This is a genomic window from Xanthomarina gelatinilytica, assembly GCF_000348685.1.
GTDB lineage: Bacteria > Bacteroidota > Bacteroidia > Flavobacteriales > Flavobacteriaceae > Xanthomarina > Xanthomarina gelatinilytica.
Genome location: NZ_ANLA01000016.1, coordinates 85,206 through 111,059, shown reverse-complemented (window position 1 = coordinate 111,059; position 25,854 = coordinate 85,206). Strand labels below are relative to the sequence as shown.

Below are 25,854 nucleotides of genomic sequence, written 5' to 3'. Positions count from 1 at the left end.
ATGTTCAATTCTTTGAATTGATTAAAGACATTCTCCTTTATTATATTTTGTTCTAATTTCTTCTGTTGTTATGTTTATCACTTATCACTTAAGAATAAAGTCCTGCAATTCTATCGTCTTCTAAAATGGCTTCGGTTGCTTTTTTTACTTTTTCTAAAATTGGTTTTAAGACTTCCTTGTCTTTCAGGTCGAGACTGGTCGAGACCTCACCATCTGCCAACATGTTTAAAATAGCTTTGTCTTGGGCTCGGCCTTTTAACATGGCTTCTCTGTAATTGATGTCTTCGTTAAAAGTGACCAACGAATATTTTGAGGAATAGTCGTTTGGGAATTCTTTTTCAAAAGCCATTTCCAATGTACGTTTTTCCCTGAAATTGGCATGGTTTACATGTCCTTTCATTTCATGGAAATTATCGATTGCTAAATCAGCAATGGCATCTGTATCTTTTTTACGGGACTTTTCATATGCTTTAAATACCGTTTCCCAATCTGCATATCCTTTATCTAAGATATTGTCAAATTCCGTAACATCTTCAAAGGAAGCATTCATGCCTTGTCCGTAGAAAGGCACAATAGCATGTGCAGCATCTCCCATTAAAAGGGTGTTTCCTTTATAATGCCAAGGAGAACATTTTACTGTTCCAAGAGGCGATGTTGGGTTTTCAAAAAAATCTTCAACCAAATTTGGCATGAGTTCCAAGGCATCTTTAAAATACTTTCCAAAGAACTCCAAAACCCGTTCTTTGGTTGTTAAGTTGTTGAAATTGTATTCGCCTTCATCATAACTTAAAAACAAGGTGACTGTAAAACTTCCGTCCAGATTTGGAAGTGCAATAAGCATAAACGCTTCCCTTCCCCAAATATGCAAAGCGTTTTTGTAGGTTTTATAAGCACCATTTTCGGCAGGAAGGATGCTTAGCTCTTTATAGCCATGAGATAAGTACTCTTGAGAGAAACTAAATAAAAATTTTTTTTCCAAATAATAGCTTTGTCGCAATGCAGAGCCTGCACCATCTGTTGCAAAAATAACATCGGCATCTTCTACAAACTCCTTATTGGTGTCGCAATCCATAAACAAAGCTGTGGTGTTTTCAAAATCAACCGATTTGCATTTTTTATTGAAATGAATGGAGACATTTTCATGTTTTTCGGCTTCGTCCAACAACAATCCATTTAATTGACCTCTAGAAACGGAATTGATGAACTCATGTGTTCTTCCACTGTAGGGAGCCAATACGGTGTTGCCTTCCAAATCGTGAAGCATGCGTCCATTCATAGGAATACACAAAGGTTTTACTTTTTCTTCCAAACCAACAAGTTTCATGGCTTTAATACCACGATCTGAGAGGGCCAGATTAATGGAGCGACCAGCAGAGATAGTCACTTTACGCAAGTCTGGACGCATTTCCATAATGGTAACATTATAGCCTCTTTGCCCTAAGCGTAACGCTAAAAGTGAGCCACAAAGTCCTGCGCCAATTATGAGTATGTTTTGTTGTTTATTCATTTTTGTTTTTGTCTGGTCGAGCGCTATCGAGACCTAATTAACCTCTCGACTGCTCGAGGAGACATTATTATGTGTTTAATATTTGCTTCAATTTGTCAACCATTCTATACACATCTTCAAAGGAATTGTATAGAGGTACAGGCGCACAACGGATGACGTCTGGTTCTCGCCAATCTGTGATAATATGTGCTTTGGTTAATTTTTTATGTAAACTTTTATCAGCATCCCTTACCTGAATTGAGAGTTGACAACCTCTTTCTTTTGGATTGGAAGGTGTGATAATTTTAACTTTATCATTATTTAGTTCATTGAGCAAAAACTCGAAATAACCGGTTAATTTTTCAGATTTTTCCCTTAAAGCATCCATGCCAACTTCATTAAACATGTCTAAGGATGCTTTTATGGCAGCCATGGATAAAATTGGCGGATTACTGAGTTGCCAACCTTCTGCTCCAGGAATCACATCTAGTGGTTGCCTCATATTGAACCTAGTGGCTTTGTTATGGCTCCACCATCCAGCAAATCGTTTCAGTTTTTTATTGTGTGCATGTTTTTCATGTACAAATAAACCACCCAAACTTCCAGGTCCGGAATTTAAATACTTGTACGTACACCAAGCAGCAAAGTCTACTCCGGAATCGTGAAGTTCTGGCTTGATGTTTCCGGCTCCATGAGCCAAATCGATGCCAACCATACAGTTTTTGGCATGGCCTAATTCGGCTATTTTTTTAAGATCTAAATATTGTCCAGTATAATAATTAACGCCACCAATAAGCAGTAAAGCAATCTCGTCTCCTTGCTCTTCAAGAATAGTTTCCAGGTCATCTAAATTTAAAAGCTCTTCACCTTGTCTTGGTTTCCATTCAATTAAACCTTCATTAGCATCAAATCCATGAAATTCCAATTGGGTTTGAACAGCATATCTATCAGATGGGAAGGCATCACTTTCAATAACTATTTTGTATTTGGTTTTTGTTGGTTGGTAAAACGATACCATTAACAAGTGCAAATTGGTTGTTAAGGTGTTCATGGTAACCACTTCAATTGGTTTGGCACCAACAATTTTCGCCATGGAATCGGTAAGAAATTCATGATATGGCATCCATGGGTTTTTGGCTTCAAAATGACCTTCTACTCCTAAATTGGCCCAATCGTCCAATTCTTGCTGTATGTATTTTTGGGTGCTTTTTGGTTGTAAACCTAAAGAGTTTCCTGTAAAATATAACCAATTGTTCCCTTGATTGTCTTTGGGAATATGGAATTGACTTCTATAATGCGACAATGCATCGTTTTGGTCTTGTTCCTTAGCGTAGTCTAGACCTGGTTTATAGTTGGACAAAGTGTGTGTTTTTTCGGTTTCCAACAAAAATAAGAATTATAATTTTAGGAAGGAAGCCTTAGGTAATAGATAATTTCAATAGGTAATTTTTTGTATATTTATTAAAATATCAGGACATGAGTAAAACTAAAAATTATTCAAACAATGAGGTAACTATTGTTTGGGAACCAGATAAATGCATTCATTCTGGAATTTGTGTGAGAGGTTTGGGTGATGTTTTTAAACCAAAAGAAAAACCTTGGATTAAAATTGATGCAGCTCCAACTGGCGATTTGGTTAAACAAGTAAAAGCTTGTCCTTCTGGTGCTTTGAGTTATTTTATGAATGACAAAGAAGATAAGACCAAAGAAACTTTAGAAACAAAAGTTGAGGTTCTTGAAAATGGTCCCTTATTGGTTTATGGAACTTTGCATGTAACACATAAAGATGGAAACCAAGAAATTAAAAATAAAACGACTGCTTTTTGCAGGTGTGGTTCTTCAAAAAACAAACCATATTGTGATGGTACACACGTGAAAAATGATTTTGTTGGATAAAGAAAAAGTGCTTCAACTTGTTAGGTGAAGCACTTTAAATATATATAGACGCATAAAGCGGGATATTTATATACTATATACGTCTAATTAAGGTGTTTTGGATGTTTTTAAAACAAGTTTTAAGTTAATTTATTGGTTAATTGGCCAATAATTCAAAAATCTCTTTTGTTTGATTTCTAATTGGTGTAAAGGTTGTTTTAGAGTTTGGGAATTCAGGAAAAAAATAAGTAATTATACCATTTTCATCAATTAGTAGATATTGAGCAAAATGATGTCCAACGATGTTTGAGTTTAGCCAATTAGAACTATCTTTTAAAATAGGAAATTCCATGTTGCTAAATGAAGATTTGTTTGCATTCGTATCTGCTAAAAAAGCAACTACTTGGTATTTCTCGTTTTTGTTTAAAGCATTTAGTTTTTTAATTTCTTTTCTTGTAGGTTGAAAATAAGGATGCTTTATAAAACAAATAACCGTAGGTTTTCCTAAAAAACGAGATTTTACATACCAATTGTTGTTTATGCCCTGAAGTTTAAAATCTGGAAAGGGATTGTTGAGTAGCATTAAATAAAGATTTGAAGAATATGCTTTGTTTTTATTCTTAACAACAGCTCTAAAATTTTTTATAATGGAATCATTTCTGTTTACTTCTTCAAAAATTTCAATACTTATATATTTTGGTTCATTTTCTTTTTTTACAACCTCTAAATCTGAAAGATACTTCTCTTTATTCATGAGTTTATCTCCGTTTTTATAGTAGGCTTGAGAGAAAGACAATGAAATTGAAAAGAATATAAAGAAAAACAATAAGTGTTTTTTCATGGGTTTTGTTTCTAACTATGTCGCTAATATATTAATAATTTAATAATATCTTCGTTGTTCAATTAACAGGTTATGAGTATTCACGATTTTTATTTTAACACTAACAAAGCCACCTGGAATGAGAAAGTGAAAATCCATTCCAAAAGCGACATGTATCAATTAGAAGCTTTCAAAAAAGGAAAGTTGTCTTTAATGTCATACGAACTAAAAGCCCTTGGAAATGTTAAAGACAAAAGTCTGTTGCATTTACAATGTCATTTTGGACAAGATACATTAAGTTGGAGCAGGTTGGGGGCTACCTGTGTTGGAATTGACATAAGTGATGCAGGTATTGCTTTGGCTAAATCGCTTAATGAAGAGCTGAAATTAAACGCTCAATTTGTATGTTGTAATGTATTGGACACGTCTAAATATGTTGAAAAAGAATTCAATATTGTCTTTACCAGTTATGGCGTGATTGGTTGGTTGCCAGATTTAAGACCTTGGGGACAAATGATTGCCGAACGCTTAAAAAAAGGAGGCACGTTTTATATGGTTGAATTTCATCCCATAGTTTGGATGTTCGATTATTTAGAGGAAACTCCTGTCATGAAATATGGTTACATGCAAGACGAAGTGATTTATGAGGAATATGAAGGTACTTATGCCAATACAAACTCTAAAATGATAAGTAAGGAATATGGTTGGAACCATGGGTTAAGCGAAGTTATTAATGCTCTTACTGAAGCAGGATTACACATTGATTACTTAAATGAATACGATGAAAGCCCGTATAATGTGTTGCCAGATTTGGTTAAAAATGAGTCTGACATGTTTACGACCAAAGACAAATTATACCCTTTGATTTTTGAGATACAAGCCACTAAAGTTTAATTTCTTGCTTCATGTTAAGCTTTTTTGAAGCATCTTTAGGGAGATACTGTTAGGGCAATAAGTACAACATGCCATTGTGTTAGTTTTTAGCGTCCTTCAATAATTCTGGGAACTTTGCTTTAAATCTATTGAGTCTTGGTATGGACACATTTTGCACATATGGATCTTCAGGATGCCGTTTTTCATAGTTCTGGTGGTAATCTTCAGCTTTCCAAAATTTAGTGAAAGGATATACTTCAGCAGCAATGTTGGCATTTAGTTTTTTAGACAAAGCCGATTTTTTAGTTTCTATAATGTGTTTTTGTTCGTCGTTCTGATAAAAAATAATGGAACGATATTGGGAGCCTTTATCTGGACCTTGTCCATTGACCTGTGTAGGATTTTGAGAACCAAAATAGACATCTACCAAGGTTGAAAAACTAACCACATCTGGATTGTAAATAACTTCCACTGCTTCAGCATGACCTGTTTTTCCTGTATTGCTGGATGCATAGGTTGGGTTTTTGGTATGACCACCAGCATAACCGGAAATGACCTCGTCCACACCTTTTACACTTTCGTAAATAGCTTCCACACACCAAAAGCAACCACTGGCAAAATAGGCTCGGGCTTTGCCGTTTTGCAGAGGAACTTCAATTGGTGTTGCATGGCGTATGGCATCTTGTTCTTGGTTTTGTTGTGCCATATTGTTGCAGCTAAAAAACAACACGATTAAAAAGGTGGACAACATGGATTTTAAGTGTAACATGGTTTTGTTTTACAATTTGGTCGGAACAGGTTTTAAAACCTTAACGTGTTTAAAAAAAAAAGCACAAAAAAAAGCCTTCATATGAATGTATGAAGGCTTTAAATGTATTTTTAAAATGATTATAGTTTAGAAAACAACTTGCTCATTTTTTCTTTTTCTTCTTCTGCAAGGGCTGCATCTACTAGAATACGTCCACTATGCTCATCTGTAATTATTTTTTTACGGGAAGCAATTTCCATTTGCACTTGTGGTGGAATGGTAAAGAAAGATCCTCCAGAGGCACCTCTTTCAATGGCCACTACTGCAAGACCGTTTTTAACATTGGTTCTAATGCGTGTATAGGCTTTTACCAAGCGTTCTTCTATACTGGCTCTGTATTCCTCAGATTTTTTAATTAAAGCAGCTTCTTCTTTTTCGGTTTCAGCTAATATGGCATCCAATTCGCTTTTTTTGTGCTTTAAGTGTGTTTGACGTGCTTTTAAACGCTCTTTGGTTTCAGAAATAACCAATTTTTTCTGCTCAATTTGAACCTTAAATTCCTTGATGTGTTTTTCAGCAAGTTCTATTTCCAATTCCTGAAACTCAATTTCTTTGGTAATGGAATTGTACTCTCTGTTATTTCTAACGTTTTTTTGTTGCTCGCTGTATTTTTTTATTAACGCTTTAGACTCTTCAATTTGATTCTTTTTGTCGCTAATTTGGTTATCTATAGATTCTAAACTAGACTCCAGTTTTTCTAATCTGGTGTTTAGTCCAGCAACTTCATCTTCTAAATCACGTACTTCTAAAGGAAGTTCTCCACGAACATTTCTAATTTCATCGATGCGAGAATCGATTAGCTGCAAGTCGTATAAATCTCTTAAACGCTCTTCTACAGTTGCTTCTTTCTTTTTTGCCATAGTTTAAAAATACTTAACAGGATTGGTGTTTGTCTTTGATAAAACGATTGCAAAATTAGTAATTTTTTTTGTAAGATATGCAACTAAAAGGTTTTTTGTGAACTGTTCGCTTTCATAATGACCTATATCAGCCAAAACAATCTGGTTTTCAGCTGTAAAAAAGTCATGGTACTTTAAATCTGCCGTTACAAAAACATCTGCTTGGGCAGCTTTTGCAGCGTGAATGGCAAAACTCCCAGAGCCTCCCAAAACTGCGACTTTTTTGATGTTTTTTTGCAATAAACCGGAATGCCTAATGGTTTCGGTTTTCATATTGGTTTTTAACGTGTTTAAAAAATCCGTTTCAGACATTTCTTGTTCCAGTTCTCCAATCATTCCCATACCAATTTGCTGGTTTTTGTTTTCTAAGGTGGTAACCTCGTAAGCCACTTCTTCGTAAGAATGGGTTTTAAAAAGGGCGTTTAGGATGTTGGATTCCAAATGTCTTGGAAATGTTACAGCTATTTGCGTTTCGTTTTCAAAATGTATTTCCCCTTTTTTTCCAAGAGTGGGATTGGAGGCTTCATTACCTTTGTAAGTACCAATGCCTTCGGTATTGAAACTGCAATTGTTATAATTGCCAATGCTTCCTGCTCCAGCTTCAAATAGGGCATTTCGTAAAGTGTCTGCTTCATTTTTTGGGACAAAGGTGATGAGTTTTTTTATGGTTTGGGCTTGAGGGATCAATATCTGTCGGTTGATTAAGCCTAATTTATCGCAAATCATATTATTCACTCCCAATACAGAATTGTCCAAAGCCGTATGTATGGAAAAAATGGCAATGTTGTGTTGAATGGCTTTAATAACCACACGTTCCACATAGGTGTTTCCGGTTAGCGTCTTTAAGCCTTTAAAAATAATTGGATGAAAACTCACGATCAGGTTGCAATTGGTCTCAATGGCTTCGTCAACTACTGTTTCCAGAGTGTCCAATGTAACCAAAACACCTGAAAGTTTGGCATTTTTATCTCCTACCAAAAGACCCACATTATCAAAATCTTCAGCGTAAGCTAAGGGAGAAAGGGCTTCCAAATGATTTATGACATCTTGAACTATCATAATTTTGTGTTATTAAGTTTCAAACAAAGATAAAATTTTTAAATTCGCTTTCATGAAATTCTTACGATACATCTTGTTTCCCATAGTGCCAATTTACTTTTTAGTAACTTGGACCAGAAACAAATTGTACGATTCAAATCTTAAAAAGAGCACGTCTTACAGCTTTCCGGTGATTTGTGTTGGTAATTTAAGTGTTGGAGGTACTGGTAAATCGCCAATGATCGAGTATTTGATTAGACTGTTGAAAGATCATTACAAATTGGCTACCTTAAGCAGAGGTTATAAACGGCAAACCCAAGGTTTTCAATTGGCGAATGCTCAAGATTCGGCTAAAACACTTGGAGATGAACCTTTTCAGTTTTACAATAAATTTGGAAAAGATGTTTTGGTGGCTGTAGATGCCAATAGACAAGCTGGAATTGAACAATTACGTGCTTTAAGCAACAAGCCTGATGTGATTTTGTTGGATGATGCCTTTCAGCATAGAAAGGTACAAGCAGGATTTAATATTCTTCTTACATCATACAATCAGTTATATAGTAAGGATCTTGTATTGCCAACAGGCGATTTAAGGGAACCAAAAAGTGGAGCCAAGCGAGCACATGTAATTATAGTGACCAAGTGTCCAGATACACTTACCGAACTTGAGAAAGAGCAGATTAAAAACAGCTTACAACCCTTACCCAATCAATTGGTGTTTTTTAGTAGAATCAATTATTCCAAGGTTGTTTATTCTGCTGAAAAAAGCATGGCGCTTAAAGACTTAAAAGCTTTTACTTTGGTCACTGGGATTGCCAAGCCAAAGCCTTTGTTGGCATTTTTAAAAAAAAGCCAATTGGAGTTTCGTCATTTAAAATTTGAAGACCATCATATTTTCACGGAAAAAGAAATTGCTCAATTGGCAACATTGGACTGTATTTTAACAACAGAAAAGGACTACATGCGATTGAAGGACCAAATTACCTTAAAGGATAAATTATTTTATCTTCCTATTGAAGTGTCTTTGGATGCTCCAGATCTGTTCAACAAGGCAGTTTTAGGGTTTGTAAATTCCTAAACGGTTTCAGAATCTTGTTGAATTAATGCTTCGTATAATTTCTTTTCGAAGTCTTCTTGTTTGAACGGCTTGGAAATAATGTCGTCAAATCCAGCTTCATCAAATTCGTGCATTTTGTCTTCTAGGGTCACGGCTGTAAGGGCAAAAATGGTAATGTCCTTGTTAAAGGTTCTAATAAGTCTGGTGGCTTCCAAACCACTTATTCCAGGCATGTGAATATCCATTAAAACCACATGGTAATTTTTGTCTTTAACCATGTTAACGGCATCTTCACCATTGTCTATAACATCGCAGTTCAATTTCATTTTGTTGAGGATTTTTTTGGTAATCATTTGGTTGATCTTGTTGTCCTCAACAACTAAAATGTTTATGTTTTTTAAATCTATTTCACTAATGTCATTAAAGTAATTTACGACCTCTTCGGTTTCTACTTTTTCAGAATATTTTAATGGGAGTTCAAACATGAATTTTGAACCCTTGCCAAGTTCACTTTTTAGTGAAATGGTTCCTTTAAGGATTTGAATCAATCCTTTAACAATGGAAAGACCTAACCCTGTTCCACCATATTTTCTGTTAATTTGAATGGAGCCTTGCGAGAAACTTTCAAATAGTTGATTTTGTTTTTCTTCACTGATACCAATTCCGTTGTCTTCAATTTCAAATCTCACACTGTAAAGTTCGTCTTTTTCACTTACCTTAATGGCTCTTACCCAAATATCCCCATCTTTGGTGAACTTGATGGCGTTTCCTATTAAATTGATTAAAATTTGTGAAATTTTAATTTGATCTGCAATAAAGTTTTCAGGTAAATTGTTATCGTATTCAAAATGAATTTTAACATTATTATCTGTTGCAGAGTTGTTTAAAGCTGCAATAATATTGGTCATTTTCTTTTTAAGATTGAAGGCTTCTGGCTCGATATCTACCTTGTTGGCTTCAATTTTATTGATTTGAAGGATGTCGTTGATAAAGGTTAGAAGGTAATCCCCTGAAAATTTAAGTGATTTTAAATGCTGTATTTGGTTAGGTTTTGGATCTTCTTCCAAAAGCATGTTTGTTAAGCCTGTAACAGCATACAAAGGGGTTCTTAGCTCATGAGTTACAGTAGATAAAAAGTTTGCTTTGGTTTTAGAGGCAAGCTCTGCCTTTTCTTTGGAAACAATTAACTCTGCGTTTTTTTTATGCAGCATGTTATTTGTTTTCAGCCTTATGTTGTTGTTTTTATATAGCGATAAGGTTAAAAGGGATAAGATGGTAATTAACGCAATACTTAAAATGGTAGTTAATTTATTTAAGTTATTGGCTGCTTTTTGTTCTTCTAAATCAGCCAATTGCTTTTTTTGGTATTCTGTTTGGTTGTCAATAAGCAATTGCATTCTCTTTTCTTGAGAGAGACTGCTTCTTTTTATGGACAACAGGGAATCGTTTAACTTGATATGCTTTTTTAAATACTGGTTTGCAAGTTTGTAATTTCCAATTTCTTGGTTTAGATCGCTTAAAATAAGATATCCATCATTCAATACATTGTTGAAATGATTGGATTTGGCCATTTTCAATCCTTCATTGGCTTGGACCAATGCATCTTCAGTTTCACCTAGATTAATTAGGACTGTCCCTAAGTTAATTTTCGCACTACTTAAAATTTTATCCAAATCGAATCTTTTGGCAACTGAAATGGATTTTAAGAGATGCGTTTTGGCCTCATTGTATTTTTTTAAATTTATATATGTAATACCTTCATTTAAAAGGACTTCAGCCACAAAATTATCCAGGCCTTCTTGTTCAAAAAGGGTTTTGGCAGATTTATAGTAATCTAAAGCTTGTTGGTATTGTTTTTTACTGGTGTAAACATTGCCTAAGGTTTTATAAGTTTCGGCAAGGTTCACGTCGTCTTTTGCAAAACGTTGGACTTCATTGGCTTTAATTAGGGACTTAATGGCCTCGTCAGGTTCTTCAATAATGTACTGAAGTTTTCCTATTTTGGAATAGATAATGCCTATGCTTTTTTGGTTGTCTATTTTAATGGCAAGTTCCAAAGCTTGGTCATATTTTTCCTGAGCTTCAAAATAGGCATTCTTTTCTATGTCTTTTTGTGCTTGATTTATTCGGGCATCAATAGTGTTTTGAATAGTTTCTTCATCTTCTTCAAAAGTTGTTTGAGATAAAGCACTAAAGCTCAACAACAGTATAATAGCACATATGTAATTGTTGAATCGGGACATTTTTTAGTTAACTAGTAAAAAACAAATATAAATATTTATTCGATAAAAGTTACTTTTTTATCGGCAAATTGCAAATTAAATCAATTATTCTGCTGGAATAACCGGTTTCATTGTCGTACCAACCAATAATTTTCACCATGTTTCCTATAACGGAAGTCATTTGTGAATCGAAAATACAAGAGTGTGTATTTCCTACAATATCTATTGAAACAATTGGGTCTTCGGTGTATTCCAAGATGTTTTTGTAATCATGTTCGGCAGCATATTTAAACGCTTGGTTGATATCTTCAATACTTACGGTTTTTTCCACATTAAAAGTAATATCTGTTAAGGAACCATTAGCTACAGGAACCCTAATGCCACAACCTCCAATAACATTGGAGAGTTCTGGAAACACCTTTGTTAAAGCTTTGGCAGCTCCAGTGGTTGTAGGAACAATGGATTGTCCAGCTGCTCTGGCGCGACGTAGGTCTTTGTGTGGTTGGTCGTGCAAACTTTGGTCGGAGGTGTATGAGTGAACCGTAGTAATGTATGCTTGTTTTACGCCACACAGTTTGTTTACAACATCAATCATTGGTGCTGCATTGTTGGTTGTGCATGAGGCATTGGAAACTATGGTTTCTTCGCCAGTTAAAATATGATTGTTGACACCCAAAACAATGGTTTTTATATCGTCTTCCAAGGGAGGAACACTTAAAATTACTTTTTGGGCTCCATTTAAAATATGGTGTTCAAGAGCTTCTTTGGTTTTAAATTTTCCAGTAGCTTCTATAACAAAATCCACTTGATAGGGTTTCCAGTTTATCTCTTTAGGATGATTGGCTTTTGAAAAAGGAATTTTTTTATCGTTCACAAATACATGGGAGTCGTCAAAAGTAACCTTTTCTTTAAAAATGCCGTGTATGCTATCGTATTTTAATAAATGGCTTAGGGTTTTGGTATCTGCTAAATCGTTTACAGCTACCACTTGAATGTGTTTGTTGTCTTGCAATAATCTGAAAACGCGTCTTCCAATGCGTCCAAAACCGTTTATAGCAACATGAATCATTAATTTATGTGTTTTTGAGCTTTATAAGAAGAACGAACCAAGGCACTGCTTTCCACATGTCTGAAACCCAATTCCAATCCAATTTGCTTATACTCTTCAAACTGAGCTGGTAAAATAAACTGTTTTACAGGCAGATGTTTTTTGCTAGGTTGTAAATATTGGCCTATGGTTACCACGTCCACGTCTTGGGCTTTAAGGTCGTAAAGGGTTTCTATAACTTCTTCTCGGGTTTCTCCAAGACCAAGCATGATACCAGATTTGGTTCTTCGTTGTCCCTGTACTTTTAAATATTTTAAAACACCTAAGCTTCTATCGTATTTTGCTTGGATCCTAACCTCTCTGGTTAAGCGCCTTACTGTTTCTATGTTATGGGATACCACTTCAGGAGCTACGTCTATGATCCTGTCTAAATGTTGTTCTATGCCTTGAAAATCCGGAATTAAGGTTTCTAAGGTGGTTTCTGGATTCATTCTCCGAACAGCTTTTACGGTTTCTGCCCACATAATACTTCCCATATCTTTCAAATCATCCCTATCCACACTGGTCAATACGGCATGTTTTATTTTCATGAGTTTTATAGAGCGAGCCACTTTTTCAGGTTCATCCCAATCCAAAGTTTCGGGTCTTCCTGTTTGTACACCACAAAAACCACAAGAGCGCGTACAAATATTCCCTAAAATCATGAAGGTGGCAGTCCCTTCTCCCCAACACTCTCCCATATTAGGGCAGCTTCCAGAAGTACAAATGGTGTTTAATTTATATTTGTCCACCAGGCCACGAAGATCGGTATATTTTTTTCCGGTAGGTAACTTAACACGTAGCCATTTTGGTTTGGCTTCCCTTGCAGGTAATATATTTGAAGCTGTTTCTGTGTTCATTTAAAAGCTATTTTAAAGGCACAAAGATACAAAAGTATGGTGGAACTATAACTTAGGTCTGTTAAAATTGGAAAACTTAAAAAAGCAGGATGAATGCTGTTAAAACTTATTTGTTTTTAATTATTTCGGCCAGCAGTTTTTTAGCACGCAATAGTTTAACCTTTATGTTGTTAATGGGTTCGTTAAGTTCTTCGGAAATTTCTTTGTAACTCAATTCCTGAAAGTACCTAAGGTTGATTATTTCCTGATAATGTGGTTTTAATTTTTTAATGTCGCGTAATAATTTGGCTAAATTTTGTTCAGTGATCAATTTGTCTTCAGCTGAAGGAGATTCGTCTAAAATTTCGTAATAGGAATCTTCACTATCATTGGAAATGGTGTTTGAAGGTTGTCTTTTTTCTTTTCGCAGTAAATCAATATGAATGTTCCTGGAAATGGTTACAAGCCAAGTTTTAAAAGCATATTTTTCATCAAACATGGCAATTTTATCAAACGCTTTGGAAAAGGTTTGAATGGTTATGTCTTCTGCATCGTTTTCATTTTCAATGCGTTTCAGTTGAAAGCCATATACATAATCCCAATATTGATCCAACAGAAAATTAAAGGCTTTTTGGTCGTTTTGTTTGGCTCTTTGTATCGCTTCTTTTATTTCCAATGTTTAGGTTTAGAGATAAGATTTTTTATAAAGATACTTAATTGAAACCCAATTAGAAAAAGTTCTAACAGAGGCAAGTAAAAAATTAAATCGTTTTCGTTAAGTTTTTTGGATGCTTTGTTAAAAACCAGAACCTGTACCAGGTTTCTAAATAGAATTAAAGCGAGCACCAATTGCCATTTAAACAAAGGAATCAATAAAATTGTGGCCAAGGCCCAAAATAAGACTTGCGACACATAAAATACTGCCAGCAAAACTTTGTGTTTAGCCTTGTAATGATTGGCTGTGGTGATGTGTCTTCTTTTTTGAATTTTCCAATCTTTATAGGTTTTTTTGGGGATGGATTCTGTAAAGCTGTCAGGTGTAAAACAGATATCTGTGTTTTGTGCTGTAGCTGTTTGGTTTATGAATAAATCATCGTCTCCAGAACGAATGTACATGTGGTCCATAAACCCATTGGTATTAAAAAAAGTTTCTTTGGTATAAGCCAGGTTTCTACCAACTCCCATATAAGGGATTCCTAATTTTGCAAAAGAAAAGTATTGAACAGCAGTTATAAAGGTTTCAAAACGTATTAATTTATTAAGAAAGGAATTCTTGATTTTGGCATAAGCTCCATAACCAAGCACAATGGATTTGGTTTGGTTGAAACAGGAGCTCATTTCTGTAATCCAATGTTTGGAAAGTGGTTTGCAATCGGCATCTGTAAAAAGTAGATGGTTGTGTTTGGCTGCTTTTATGCCTAAGGTTAAGGCGTATTTTTTATTGGCCCAAAACGCTTCATTATTAACAACATTTACTAGTTTGATGTTGTTGTGCTTGTTGGCAAATTCCTCCATGACTTCAAACGTATCGTCGTATGAAGCATCATTTATCAATACAATCTGGAAATTAGGATAATCTTGATTGATAACAGAGGGTAGAAATTTTTTTAGGTTTTCAGCTTCGTTTTTTGCACAGATAACAACAGAAACAGGAATGTTTCCAGGAGTCTCTTTTTTATGTTTTAAGAAAGCGAATTTTCCGAAGAAAAAAACAAAATAAAAAACTTGAATACTAACAACAGCTACAAAAATGTAGAGCAAAACATCAAGTAACACCATGTCATGTTAAGAATGTTGAGGTTCGTTACAATCGCTAAATTGATCTGGGGTTTTGCCACAAAAGCCACAAGCTTCCCCTTCTTTGTTTAGTACGGGATTTTGGCTAGCACATGTGCCAGCAAACTTACCGTCCTTTTTTGTCCAAAGTTTAATAGCAATTCCTGCAATGGCAAGACCTAATAATATTAAAGTTATAAAGAGTAGTTTCATGATTTGCTTGTTGTTTAAAGAACCTTTTTAATGAGGTCTTTAATTTTCTGCAAATTTACAGATTTTTACTGATAATAAATAATATTAAAGCCTCACTTTTTAATTGCAAAAGTGAGGCTTTATACTAAAAAGTTGAGGGTACTTTTTAATTGTGTTTTTGTAATGAAATTTCAGCTACGGCATTTTCCTTGGAGCCTGTTTGGGTACCACCTTTGTTTTCTATGGTGATGCTTAAGCCCAAGGCATCTTCTGTGTATGGAATTTGCTTAAGTTCCCTGTCGGTTTCGCTTAAAATACCTAAGCTCACCATTTTGTCTTGCATCTCTGCCCAAATTTGGTAGCATTGTTCTTCTGGAAGTTGAGGCAATGACACCACATCTATCATGGATGTTTTTTCTTTTGGGTTGATATATGCAACCGTTTTAAGGTTTTTGGCTCTGCTGTTTCCTTTAATAATATACTTTTCGGTTTCTGGATTATTAAGTTGTTTAAATTGTTGCATGATATCGTTAAGCTTGTTGTTGTTTAAGCTAATGTCGTTTCTTAAATCGTAAATTTCATCAACAATTTTTTGGTTTTCGGTTTTTAAACTTAGGTTTTGTGTGTAAAACACAAAAGAGCTTCCTGCAAAAATTAAAGCTGCAAAACTAGCTGCAATACTAAGGTGGTACCACTTTTTGTATTTTTTGGAAGGCTTTAAATTAACAACAGGTGCATCGTCCAATTCATTTAAAACATTGTTTAAAATGTGTTTTGGAGCTTCAACAGCATGACTTTTAGAAACTATTTCTAAATTGGTCTGTAAGGTGTTGTAGGCATTCTGAACTTCTGGGTATTGGGAAAGGTATGCTTCAACTTTTTCTGTTTCGGCAGAAGTTGTTTCACCTAAAAGATATTTTTCTAATAGGTCAGAATTTAAAAATGTAGTTATTTTATCATTCATGACTCGTTTTATTCTGGATCGTAAATTTTTTTCAGTTCACGCAATCCAATTTTTAATCTCGATTTAATTGTGCCAAGTGGAATTTCCAATTCATCACTGGCTTCTTGTTGTGTCATGCCCTCAAAAAAGAGCGCATTGATCACTATTTGATATTTTTCATCCAAAGATTTTAGATGGGTTTTAATGTCCATCACATCTTGATTTAAACTCTCGGATGTTATCATATATACGTTTGAAGCATCCATTTGGATTTCCTTACTGGTTTTATTTGTTTGAGAGCGAACTTTGTCTATGGCTGTGTTGTAGGCAATCCTGTAGAGCCAAGTAAAGAGTTTGGCTTTTTTCTCGTTGTAGGATTTGGAGTTTTTCCAGACCTTTACAAATGTTTCCTGTAAGGCATCTTGGGCTAAATCTTCGTCTGATAACACCTTTAATATAACACCATACAGAGCATCTGCATAGTTTTCGTATAGCAAGGTTACGGCTCTTTTGTCTCCTTTTTGGAGTAAGCCAACTATTTCCTTTTCAATTGGTGTGCTCAAGATTGGTTAATTAAAGGTTATAATAATATCTATAAAATCAAAGTTAGAGATTTCTTTTTAAATTATATAATATTCACCTCTGCTTCAATAGCTATGTTAAAAAGCTGCTGTACGGTTTTTTGTATCAGTTTGGCAAGATCTAAAATATCTTGTCCTTTTGCATTGCCGTAATTTACTAAAACCAATGCTTGTTCTTTATGAACGCCATAGTTTCCAAATTGTTTTCCTTTAAAGCCAGCTTTTTCTATTAACCAACCTGCTGGTACTTTTGTTTCGGTATCTGAAACAGGGTAGCCAGGAATCTCTGGAAAATTTTCTTTTAATTTTGAAAAATGTTCCTTTAAAATTACGGGATTTTTAAAGAAACTACCACTATTCCCTATTTTTTTGGGATCTGGTAACTTGCTTTGCCTGATTTGTATGACCGCTTTTGAAACATCTTGAATGGTTGGCTGTGTGATATTCATTTGTTCCAACTGTTTGGAAATGGAGCCATAAGATGTGTGCAGGGTATGGTTTTTTTTGCTAAGCCTGAAAGTAACATTGCAAATAACAGATTTCCCCTTTTCTTCCTGTTTGAATATGGAGTTTCTGTATTCAAATTTACAATCTTCTTTAGTAAAGGTTTTTAAACGTTTGGTGGCTTTATCCAATGCTTGACAAGACACAAATACATCTTTTAATTCCCTGCCATAAGCCCCAATGTTTTGAATGGGGGCAGAACCAACATTCCCTGGGATTAACGAGAGGTTTTCCAAGCCTCCATAATCTTTTTCCAAACACCAAAGCACAAATTGATGCCAGTTTTCACCAGCATTGGCTTGGACTAATACCGAAGTGTCGTCTTCAGATATAATGGAAATGCCCTTAATGTTTACGTGTAAAACAAGGGCATCCATATTTTTTGTTAAGAGCATGTTGCTGCCTCCTCCTAGAATAAATATATCTGGATAATTTTCTAGGGAGAGGGCTTCTTTTAACTCATTTATACTCTCTATGGAAATATAATGCTTTGCAAAAGCCTCTATTCCAAAGGTATTGAAAGGTTTTAAGGATATGTTTTGTTTTATTTGCACTAATCCTTGTATACTTTAAGTGCTTCTTTTAAAATATTTACAGCTTTTTTAAGACTGTCTTGGTTTAATACATAAGCAATCCTAATTTGGTTTAATCCTACGCCAGGAGTTGAATAAAAACCAGCTGCAGGAGCAACCATGACCGTTTCTCCATTAACATCGAAACTTTCTAAAAGCCATTGGGCAAAATCGTCTGAATTTTTAACAGGCAGTTCCACGATGCAGTAAAAAGCACCTTTAGGCTTGGCTACTTTTACACCTTCAATTTTTTCAAGTTCATTGATTAAGGTGTTTCTTCGTGCCACATATTCTTCAATAACACCATCAAAATAACTTTGTGGTGTCTGTAAAGCAGCTTCACTGGCAATTTGAGCCAAAGTTGGAGGGCTTAACCTAGCTTGAGCAAATTTTAGGGCTGTAGCAATTACGGCCTTGTTTTTAGAAACCAAGCAGCCTATTCTTGCGCCACACATACTGTAACGTTTGGACACAGAGTCGATCATTATAGCATGTTCTGCAATATCTTCTTCCTGCATAATAGAGTAATGCTGTACGCCATCGTAGGCAAACTCCCTGTATACTTCATCAGAGATTAAAAACAAATCATGTTTTTTTACAATGCTTGCCAGTTTTTTAATTTCTTCTTTAGAATATAAATATCCTGTTGGATTTCCAGGGTTACAAATTAGTATGGCTTTGGTTTTAGGGGTAATTAATTTTTCAAATTCTTCAATAGGAGGCAACGCAAAATTATCTTCAATTTTAGATATTACAGGAACTATATTAACGCCAGAAGCTGTAGAAAACCCATTGTAGTTGGCATAAAAAGGTTCTGGGATAATTATTTCGTCATCGGTATCCATCACGCTTCCAAAAGCAAATAGCAAAGCCTCACTGCCACCAGTGGTTACAATAATGTTGTCTTTACTTACATGAATATCATGTTGGCTGTAATAATTGGCAATTTTATTTCTATACTCATCAGATCCTTCAGATCTGGTATAGGCTAAAATATCCAAGGAATGCACTTTAACAGCATCTAAAGCAATTTCAGGGGTTTTAATATCTGGTTGACCAATATTTAAATGATACACTGTTTTGCCTTGTTTGTAAGCCATTTCGGCATAAGGAACAAGTTTTCTAATTGGCGATTGTGGCATGTGCTGCCCTTTTTTTGATATACTTGGCATGATACAATTTAATTAAGAAGCAAAGTTCCGAAATTTATCTTAAAGTTTTTTTAAAAAAGACGACTAAATACAAATACTAAACCAAAGTTTTGTAAATTTAAGATGAAACTCTTTTGCTTGGTATATGAAAAAAATTTTCTGGATTGTCCTTCTTTTGTTCTCGTTAAGCAATATGGGGTTTTCACAAGGGCACTTTGTTATTCAAAACAAAAAACAAACAGACAAAATCCAATTCAAGCTTATCAACAACCTGATTATCCTTCCTGTTGAAATAAATGGAGTTGCCCTTTCTTTTTTACTGGATACTGGAGTGAATAAATCCATTATTTTCAATTTTTTAAATATTACAGACACGCTTCAAATTAAAAATACGGAAACTATTTTTTTAAGGGGTTTGGGAGAAGGAGATGCCATTAAAGCGCTTAAATCCAAGGGGAATATTTTAAAAGTAGGAGATGCCATAAACATCAACCAAGAGCTATTTGCGGTTTACGATCCAAATCTCAATTTTGCGCCAAGGTTAGGTGTGCCTTTGCATGGTATTATTGGTTATGATTTGTTCAAGGATTTTGTGGTTGAAATCAATTATACCTCGAAGTATATTAAACTAACATCACCTGCTGTTTACAAATATAAAACCTGTCGATCTTGTGAAACTTTAAACATGGAATTTTATAAGAACAAACCTTATATATATTCAACCGTTAAAATAAAAGACAAGCAAGTACCAGTTAAACTTTTGATAGATTCTGGAGGTAGCGATGCTTTATGGCTCTTTGAAGACGACAGCTTAGGAATACATGTGGACAATATATATTTTGAAGATTTTCTAGGGCATGGCCTAACAGGAAGTGTTTATGGAAAACGTACAAAAATTGAAGAATTTTCTATCAAACATTTTAAGTTGCAACAAGTAAACGTGTCTTTTCCTTATCCAGAATCCTTGATATATGTAAAACAGCATAAAGATAGAAATGGAAGCATAGCAGGTAATTTGTTGAAGCGATTTAATTTAATTGTAAATTATCCTAATAAGACCATAACATTTAAAAAGAACAGACATTTTCACGATCGGTTTGACTATAATAAAAGTGGCATAGAGTTAGAGCAAAATGCTGTTAGGCTGGTAAAGGAAAAAGATTACAATTATATTTCTTCTGGAGATTTTTTAGGTAGCGAAAACAATCCGTCCAAAACGTCCGTAGTGATAAATACCAAATATACCCTTGCGTTAAAACCAGCATATTCCATTGTGGAACTTAGGGCAGATTCTCCTGCTCATAAAGTGGGTTTAATGGTAGGTGATATTGTACTGTCTATTAACAATAAGTCAACAGATAAATATACCTTACAGGAAGTGACCCAAATGTTTTATGATAAACATGGGCAACGTATTAAATTGGAAGTGGAGCGGGATGGAGTGGAACTGACGTTTGTGTTTTATTTGGAAGATATTTTTATGCCATAAAAAAAGCCTTGGATGTTTTTCCAAGGCTTAAAGTTATTATTAAAAACCAGTAATTATTGTTGCATAACGCTTTCATTCTTTTTTTCAAGAACACTGGTTTTGCTAGGATCAATCACTTCACCTTTAATTTTCAAGGCTACTGTTGGTGTGTCAGCATTAGAGATCACTGTTATTGTCTTCCTGATAGGATTTACCCTGTTTGTGTCGTATTTAACCTCAATCTGTCCAGTTTCACCTGGTTGTATTGGGCCTTCAGGTTTTTTTGGAACCGTACATCCACAACTGGAATTTACTTTGGAAATAATTAAAGGGGCATTACCAGTGTTGGTAAATTCGAAAACACGAACGCCATCGGCTCCTTTTTCAATAGTTCCATAGTCAATAACATCTGTTTTAAATTCAATTTTAGCCACTTTTTCTTGAGCTGTAACTGAAAAACTTAATAAACCGATGAACAATACTGTAAATAAATGTTTCATAATTTTATTATTTATAAGTTGGTAAACTTACTTACTTTTTATTCATTTTACAAAATTTTTAGACGTATGACACCGTTATAATAATGTTAAACTCATATAAAAGGACATTATGCATCCATATAATTTTATCAAAAAAATAAATATAAGTACTTTTGCATGTTATATTTCAAAAACTATTCCAAAGTATGCAAATTCCATCAAAATATGATGCCAGTCTAGTAGAAAGTAAATGGTACAGCTACTGGATGAAACACAATTATTTTCATTCCACACCAGACCAAAGAGAGCCTTACACCATTGTCATTCCTCCACCAAACGTTACAGGAGTCTTGCACATGGGACACATGCTTAACAACACCATTCAAGATGTATTAATACGTCGTGCCAGATTGTTGGGCAAAAATGCCTGTTGGGTTCCTGGAACAGATCATGCTTCCATTGCTACCGAAGCCAAAGTGGTTGCCAAACTCAAAGAACAAGGAATAGATAAAAACGACCTATCCAGGGAAGAGTTTTTGGCACATGCTTGGGAATGGACCCACGAATATGGTGGTGTCATCCTGGAACAACTTAAAAAATTAGGCTGCTCTTGCGATTGGGACAGAACCAAATTCACCATGGACGATGATATGAGCGAAGCCGTGATAAAAGTATTTGTGGACTTATTTAACAAAGGACTCATTTATCGTGGTTACCGAATGGTAAATTGGGATCCAGAAGCAAAAACAACGCTATCGGACGAAGAGGTTGTGTACGAAGAGCGTCAAGGAAATTTATATTATTTACAATACCAAATTGAAGGCAGTGACGAGAAAGTGACCATAGCCACAACACGTCCGGAAACTATATTAGGAGATACGGCCATTTGTATCAATCCTAACGATGCACGTTTTTCCCATTTAAGAGGGAAGAAAGCCATTGTGCCTCTATGCAACCGTGTCATCCCTATAATTGAAGACGATTATGTGGATATGGAATTTGGTACAGGTTGTTTAAAAGTAACGCCTGCCCATGACGAAAACGATAAGAATTTAGGCGATAAACATAATCTTGAGGTTATAGATATTTTTAACGATGATGCCACTTTAAATAGCTTCGGATTGCATTACGAAGGGAAAGACAGGTTTGTTGTTAGAAAGGAAATCACAAAAGAATTGGAAGACAAAGGGTTTTTGTTGAAAACCGAAACACATGTTAATAAAGTTGGTACTTCCGAACGTACCAAAGCCGTTATCGAACCAAGATTGAGTGACCAATGGTTTCTGAAAATGGAAGAGCTTGTAAAACCAGCCATAGAAGCTGTGTTGGGTGATGATGCCGAAATAAAGCTGTTCCCGAAAAAATTTGAAAACACCTACAGACATTGGATGGAGAATATTCGCGATTGGAATATTTCCAGACAGTTGCTTTGGGGGCAACAAATTCCGGCTTATTACTATGGCGATGGAAAAGAAGATTTTGTGGTTGCCGAAACAAAAGAAGAGGCTCTTAAACTTGCAATTATAAAAACCAACAATCAAGAACTAAGTATTAACCATTTACGTCAGGATACAGATGCACTGGACACTTGGTTTTCATCTTGGTTGTGGCCAATAAGTGTGTTTGATGGTATTAGAAACCCTGAAAACGAAGACATAAATTATTACTATCCAACAAACGATCTGGTTACAGGCCCAGATATTTTATTCTTCTGGGTGGCACGTATGATAATTGCCGGTTACGAATACAAAGGGGAAAGACCATTTAACAATGTGTATTTAACAGGTTTGGTTCGTGACAAGCAACGAAGAAAAATGAGTAAATCCTTAGGAAACTCTCCAGATGCCTTAAAACTGATTGACGATTATGGCGCAGATGGCGTTCGTGTTGGTTTGTTGTTAAGTTCAGCAGCAGGAAACGATTTAATGTTCGACGAGGCTTTGTGCCAACAAGGGAAAGGCTTTGCCAATAAAATATGGAACGCCTTTAGATTGGTTAAAGGGTGGGAAGTTGATGAAACAATTCCTCAGCCAAATTCAAGTGCCATTGCCATAACATGGTTTGAGGCCAAATTTCAAAAAACCTTAGTCGAGTTGGAAGACCATTACGGTAAATATAGACTATCCGATGCCTTAATGGCAACCTATAAATTAATTTGGGACGATTATGCGTCTTGGTTATTGGAAATTGTAAAACCAGTATATCAACAGCCTATAGATTCAAAAACACTAAAAAGTGTCGTGGCTATTTTTGAGGATATTTTAAAAGTATTGCATCCTTTTATGCCTTTCTTAACAGAGGAAATTTGGCAATATATCTCAGAAAGAACACCTGAAGATGCATTAATAATTGCAAAATGGCCAGAGTCAAAACCAATCAATGAAGCTTTGATTTCAGAATTTGAATTTGCCCAAGACGTTGTGTCTGGCATTAGGAATATTCGAAAAGAAAAAAACATAGCTTTCAAAGACGCTATAGGTTTTTACGTTATCAACAATGAAAATATCGCAAACACCTTCGATGAGGTTATCGCCAAACTTGGAAACTTGGAGAGTATAGAGTATACCAATGAAGCCGTTGATGGTGCTTTGACGTTTAGGGTGAAATCCAATGAATATTTTATTCCAATAGCTGGAGCCATTAATGTTGAAGAAGAAATTAAAAAGCTAACAGACGAGTTGAATTATACAGAAGGTTTTTTAAAATCGGTTCAAAAAAAATTGGCCAACGAACGCTTTGTAGCTGGAGCTCCAGAGCAGGTTATAGCCAACGAACGCAATAAAGAAGCGGATGCTTTGGCAAAAATAGAGACCTTGAAAGCTAGTTTGGCATCTTTACAATAAATATATCAACCTGCAAGGTTTCCAAAATCTTGTAGGTTTTCATTACATCTTAATGAAAAAAAGAACCACATATTCCATCATTGCCATTTTGCTTCTTTGTGGTGTGTTTTATTATGAATTCCATCTGGAAGGAAAAGGGCAACAAGCTATTGTAAATGCGGGTAAAAACGTGAAACCCGAAACCAACGGGTTCTTTTTGCCAACAAGTACCACAGGACAAATAGTGCATCATGAAGGCTATTCTTTATCCTACAGCGAGCCACATGAGCAGGCAGAATGGGTTGCTTACGAATTGAAACAAGAACATCTCTCCAACTCCAATTACAAAAGACCCTATTTTGAGATTGATCCTGCAGTAAAAACAGGAGCAGCTCATTGGCGAAATTATAAAAACTCTGGTTTCGATAGAGGTCATTTATGTCCTGCAGCAGATAGGGCTTATAATCAAGATGCATACAATGAAACGTTTTTAACCAGTAATATCAGTCCTCAGAACCACGAATTCAATTCTGGGATTTGGAATACCTTAGAACAAAAAGTAAGGTATTGGGCAAGTAAATATAATGGTGTGTTTGTGGTTTCTGGAGGAATTTTGAATGGCCATATGGAAACCATAGGCGAAGAACAAGTGGCAGTTCCAAATCAGTTTTATAAAGTTTTGATAGATAACAATACAGGTAACACAAAAATGATTGCTTTTTTAATGCCTCATGAAAATTCTAAACAACCATTATATAAATTTGTGGTTCCTGTAGATTCTATAGAAACCCTTACAGGAATTGATTTCTTTCCGGAATTGGAAGATGCTCTTGAAAACGAATTAGAGGCTTCTGCAGATTACAAAGGTTGGAGTTTTAATTGACACTTTAGTGTCATGCTGAGCGAAGTCGAAGCATCTCTTTGTTTAGGAGATGCTTCAAACGGATCAGAATGATACCTCATTTATTTTCTAATCATACCTTTCCAACGTAATTTTCTAATAAATTGCCCTTGTTCTTCTGAAACCAAAAACGGAAGCTTTTCATTTTTGGCCTTAAAAAACCCAGCCATGTAATCTTTAAACAACTTGAAACTCCTTTTTTTATATGCCAATTTTAGAGCAGAAATAAGTGTAATCCAAAAGCCATAGCGCATTTTATACATAGCTTCGCCTTGCATGTGTTTGGACGCTTTGTTGTAGTTCTTTCCTGTAGGCTTTAGGTGTTTAACGTGTAAGGAATTGTCTGTTAGCATTTCCCAACCATAATACTTTGCCAGGAGCTCATCAACCGTGTCCCAACCCATGGATGGTTTTAATTTTCCAATTTGCTCAAAACAAGCTTTTCTATAGGCCTTTAAAGCGCCTCGAACATGGTCCTTTCGGGTCAAGTTCTCTAAAACCCATTGGTTGTTTTTTTCAACATAACAGAATCCCGAGACCATCCCAAGCTTCTCATTAGTTTTAAAATGAAATGCCAACTGCTCTAAATAGTTCTTCGGAAAGATTAAATCGGCATCAAACTTGCAAATCACATCATAAGAATCATCCAGTTTTTCAAAGCCTTTGTAAAACGCATGGATGATTTTTGAACCAGGTAAATGTTCATCTGATGAAGTTGTGTTCACTAAGGAAATCCAGTTGTATTTAGAAACAAACCTTTCAACAATTTGCTGCGTTTTATCTGTAGAATGATCATTAACCACAACCAATTGTTTTGGTAAAAGGGTTTGAGTTACCAAAGACTCTAAAGTTTGCTTGATGTAAGCTTCTTCGTTATGGGCTGGAATGACAATGTAAAAATTCAAAAGGTTTAAGTTTAAAATTCAAAGTTAAACTCTTTCAGCGTAAACAATGTAATATCTTGGCGTAAACCAACGTAGAATTGGTCGTATTCCAATTTTTTTGGTGGGATTGGTCCATTTTTGTCTATCCAATATTTTCCAACCTGCTTTTTCCAAAAGCCAGTCAAATTGCCAATCTTCAAATTCGTGATAATGTCTGTCTCGCATATCTGTTTTGCTTCTATACGCTGAAGCAAACCATAATTTTAAAGGGACACTAGCAACAAGTTTGTCTGCTTTTATGGATTGTAAAACAGTAAAAGGAGAGAGGAGATGTTCAAAAATCTCGAAGGCAGTAACCACATCAGTCTCTGAGTTTTCAATAGTTGTTGTGTCTAGGTCTAAATCTTCTCCATGTGTGTTTTCAACAGTAAAACCCTGTTGTTTCATGATTTCAGTAAACGGATTCTTAACACCTAAATCCAATATTTTGGAGTTTTTGGAAATGTGTTTGTTTAAAAATTCAGAAGTAAGCTTGAAGCGTTTATTTGGAAAGGTGTTTTCGTACATCTGTAATTTC

Annotated in this window: 25 protein-coding genes; 6 read left to right on the top strand and 19 right to left on the bottom strand. The window is 35.1% G+C overall.

What is annotated here, in order from left to right:
• Nucleotides 1-88 precede the first annotated feature (88 nt).
• Both D778_RS10920 and kynU read right to left on the bottom strand, forming a co-directional pair.
• Entirely contained in the window at nucleotides 89-1,507 is a 1,419-nt protein-coding gene (locus tag D778_RS10920; RefSeq protein WP_007650611.1) for an FAD-dependent oxidoreductase, read from the bottom strand.
• A gap of 67 nt (nucleotides 1,508-1,574) precedes the next feature.
• Entirely contained in the window at nucleotides 1,575-2,846 is a 1,272-nt protein-coding gene (gene kynU / locus D778_RS10915; RefSeq protein ID WP_007650608.1) for a kynureninase, read from the bottom strand.
• A 116-nt stretch (nucleotides 2,847-2,962) separates the two neighbouring features.
• On the opposite strand from kynU, the gene D778_RS10910 reads away from it, so the two are divergent.
• A complete protein-coding gene (locus D778_RS10910; protein WP_007650606.1) occupies nucleotides 2,963-3,382 on the top strand; it encodes a (4Fe-4S)-binding protein in 420 nt (139 codons plus the stop codon).
• Between the two features lie 136 nt (nucleotides 3,383-3,518).
• Here the strand turns inward: D778_RS10910 and D778_RS10905 are convergent, their stop codons facing one another.
• On the bottom strand, nucleotides 3,519-4,202 hold the full coding sequence (locus D778_RS10905) for a redoxin domain-containing protein (protein WP_007650604.1): 684 nt from the start codon (nucleotides 4,200-4,202) through the stop codon (nucleotides 3,519-3,521).
• 72 nt (nucleotides 4,203-4,274) lie between these two features.
• On the opposite strand from D778_RS10905, the gene D778_RS10900 reads away from it, so the two are divergent.
• Nucleotides 4,275-5,075 (top strand): class I SAM-dependent methyltransferase, encoded by an 801-nt coding sequence (locus tag D778_RS10900; protein WP_007650597.1) that lies wholly within the window; start codon nucleotides 4,275-4,277, stop codon nucleotides 5,073-5,075.
• A gap of 79 nt (nucleotides 5,076-5,154) precedes the next feature.
• Here the strand turns inward: D778_RS10900 and msrA are convergent, their stop codons facing one another.
• The 3 genes from msrA to D778_RS10885 form a co-directional block, all read right to left on the bottom strand.
• The gene (msrA, locus tag D778_RS10895) at nucleotides 5,155-5,823 is read right to left on the bottom strand and encodes a peptide-methionine (S)-S-oxide reductase MsrA (protein ID WP_007650596.1); all 669 of its coding nucleotides are present in this window, start codon (nucleotides 5,821-5,823) and stop codon (nucleotides 5,155-5,157) included.
• A 119-nt stretch (nucleotides 5,824-5,942) separates the two neighbouring features.
• Complete coding sequence (locus D778_RS10890) at nucleotides 5,943-6,722, bottom strand: zinc ribbon domain-containing protein (RefSeq protein ID WP_007650595.1); 780 nt, start codon at nucleotides 6,720-6,722, stop codon at nucleotides 5,943-5,945.
• Between the two features lie 3 nt (nucleotides 6,723-6,725).
• Nucleotides 6,726-7,820 (bottom strand): Nif3-like dinuclear metal center hexameric protein, encoded by a 1,095-nt coding sequence (locus tag D778_RS10885; protein WP_007650594.1) that lies wholly within the window; start codon nucleotides 7,818-7,820, stop codon nucleotides 6,726-6,728.
• A 52-nt stretch (nucleotides 7,821-7,872) separates the two neighbouring features.
• Here D778_RS10885 and lpxK point away from each other — a divergent pair, with 52 nt between their 5' ends.
• On the top strand, nucleotides 7,873-8,877 hold the full coding sequence (lpxK, locus tag D778_RS10880; protein WP_007650593.1) for a tetraacyldisaccharide 4'-kinase: 1,005 nt from the start codon (nucleotides 7,873-7,875) through the stop codon (nucleotides 8,875-8,877).
• On the opposite strand, the gene D778_RS10875 is transcribed toward lpxK, so the two are convergent.
• From D778_RS10875 to D778_RS10830, 10 genes are all read right to left on the bottom strand, one after another.
• Complete coding sequence (locus D778_RS10875; RefSeq protein ID WP_040492223.1) at nucleotides 8,874-11,099, bottom strand: ATP-binding protein; 2,226 nt, start codon at nucleotides 11,097-11,099, stop codon at nucleotides 8,874-8,876. The genes lpxK and D778_RS10875 overlap by 4 nt on opposite strands.
• 49 nt (nucleotides 11,100-11,148) lie before the next feature.
• A complete protein-coding gene (gene gap / locus D778_RS10870; RefSeq protein ID WP_007650589.1) occupies nucleotides 11,149-12,147 on the bottom strand; it encodes a type I glyceraldehyde-3-phosphate dehydrogenase in 999 nt (332 codons plus the stop codon).
• On the bottom strand, nucleotides 12,147-13,025 hold the full coding sequence (gene lipA / locus D778_RS10865) for a lipoyl synthase (protein ID WP_007650587.1): 879 nt from the start codon (nucleotides 13,023-13,025) through the stop codon (nucleotides 12,147-12,149). The genes gap and lipA overlap by 1 nt, the downstream gene beginning before the upstream one ends.
• A 106-nt stretch (nucleotides 13,026-13,131) precedes the next feature.
• Nucleotides 13,132-13,680 carry an RNA polymerase sigma factor gene (locus D778_RS10860; RefSeq protein WP_007650585.1) on the bottom strand — a complete coding sequence of 183 codons (549 nt, stop codon included), beginning with the start codon at nucleotides 13,678-13,680 and terminating at the stop codon, nucleotides 13,132-13,134.
• Complete coding sequence (locus D778_RS10855; RefSeq protein WP_007650583.1) at nucleotides 13,671-14,783, bottom strand: glycosyltransferase; 1,113 nt, start codon at nucleotides 14,781-14,783, stop codon at nucleotides 13,671-13,673. The genes D778_RS10860 and D778_RS10855 overlap by 10 nt, the downstream gene beginning before the upstream one ends.
• A gap of 6 nt (nucleotides 14,784-14,789) precedes the next feature.
• Nucleotides 14,790-14,993: a hypothetical protein gene (locus D778_RS10850; RefSeq protein WP_007650582.1), complete on the bottom strand. Its 204-nt coding sequence runs from the start codon at nucleotides 14,991-14,993 to the stop codon at nucleotides 14,790-14,792.
• Between the two features lie 145 nt (nucleotides 14,994-15,138).
• Nucleotides 15,139-15,936 carry an anti-sigma factor gene (locus D778_RS10845; RefSeq protein WP_007650579.1) on the bottom strand — a complete coding sequence of 266 codons (798 nt, stop codon included), beginning with the start codon at nucleotides 15,934-15,936 and terminating at the stop codon, nucleotides 15,139-15,141.
• Between the two features lie 8 nt (nucleotides 15,937-15,944).
• Nucleotides 15,945-16,478 (bottom strand): RNA polymerase sigma factor, encoded by a 534-nt coding sequence (locus D778_RS10840; RefSeq protein ID WP_007650577.1) that lies wholly within the window; start codon nucleotides 16,476-16,478, stop codon nucleotides 15,945-15,947.
• A gap of 62 nt (nucleotides 16,479-16,540) precedes the next feature.
• Entirely contained in the window at nucleotides 16,541-17,554 is a 1,014-nt protein-coding gene (murB, locus tag D778_RS10835) for a UDP-N-acetylmuramate dehydrogenase (RefSeq protein ID WP_007650575.1), read from the bottom strand.
• A complete protein-coding gene (locus tag D778_RS10830; RefSeq protein WP_007650572.1) occupies nucleotides 17,554-18,744 on the bottom strand; it encodes a pyridoxal phosphate-dependent aminotransferase in 1,191 nt (396 codons plus the stop codon). Before D778_RS10830 ends, murB begins: the two co-directional genes overlap by 1 nt.
• A 124-nt stretch (nucleotides 18,745-18,868) precedes the next feature.
• Between D778_RS10830 and D778_RS10825 the strand changes: the two genes are divergently transcribed.
• A complete protein-coding gene (locus D778_RS10825; protein ID WP_040492221.1) occupies nucleotides 18,869-20,212 on the top strand; it encodes a pepsin/retropepsin-like aspartic protease family protein in 1,344 nt (447 codons plus the stop codon).
• A 53-nt stretch (nucleotides 20,213-20,265) separates the two neighbouring features.
• On the opposite strand, the gene D778_RS10820 is transcribed toward D778_RS10825, so the two are convergent.
• A complete protein-coding gene (locus D778_RS10820; protein ID WP_007650568.1) occupies nucleotides 20,266-20,691 on the bottom strand; it encodes a DUF1573 domain-containing protein in 426 nt (141 codons plus the stop codon).
• 185 nt (nucleotides 20,692-20,876) lie between these two features.
• On the opposite strand from D778_RS10820, the gene D778_RS10815 reads away from it, so the two are divergent.
• Both D778_RS10815 and D778_RS10810 read left to right on the top strand, forming a co-directional pair.
• Complete coding sequence (locus D778_RS10815) at nucleotides 20,877-23,513, top strand: valine--tRNA ligase (protein ID WP_007650567.1); 2,637 nt, start codon at nucleotides 20,877-20,879, stop codon at nucleotides 23,511-23,513.
• A gap of 52 nt (nucleotides 23,514-23,565) precedes the next feature.
• Nucleotides 23,566-24,375, top strand: coding sequence for a DNA/RNA non-specific endonuclease (locus tag D778_RS10810; protein WP_007650565.1), 810 nt, complete (start codon nucleotides 23,566-23,568; stop codon nucleotides 24,373-24,375).
• An 80-nt stretch (nucleotides 24,376-24,455) separates the two neighbouring features.
• Here D778_RS10810 and D778_RS10805 read toward each other — a convergent pair whose 3' ends face one another.
• Nucleotides 24,456-25,298: a glycosyltransferase family 2 protein gene (locus D778_RS10805; protein WP_007650564.1), complete on the bottom strand. Its 843-nt coding sequence runs from the start codon at nucleotides 25,296-25,298 to the stop codon at nucleotides 24,456-24,458.
• A gap of 24 nt (nucleotides 25,299-25,322) precedes the next feature.
• Entirely contained in the window at nucleotides 25,323-25,844 is a 522-nt protein-coding gene (locus tag D778_RS10800; protein ID WP_007650563.1) for a methyltransferase domain-containing protein, read from the bottom strand.
• Between the last annotated feature and the right edge of the window lie 10 nt (nucleotides 25,845-25,854).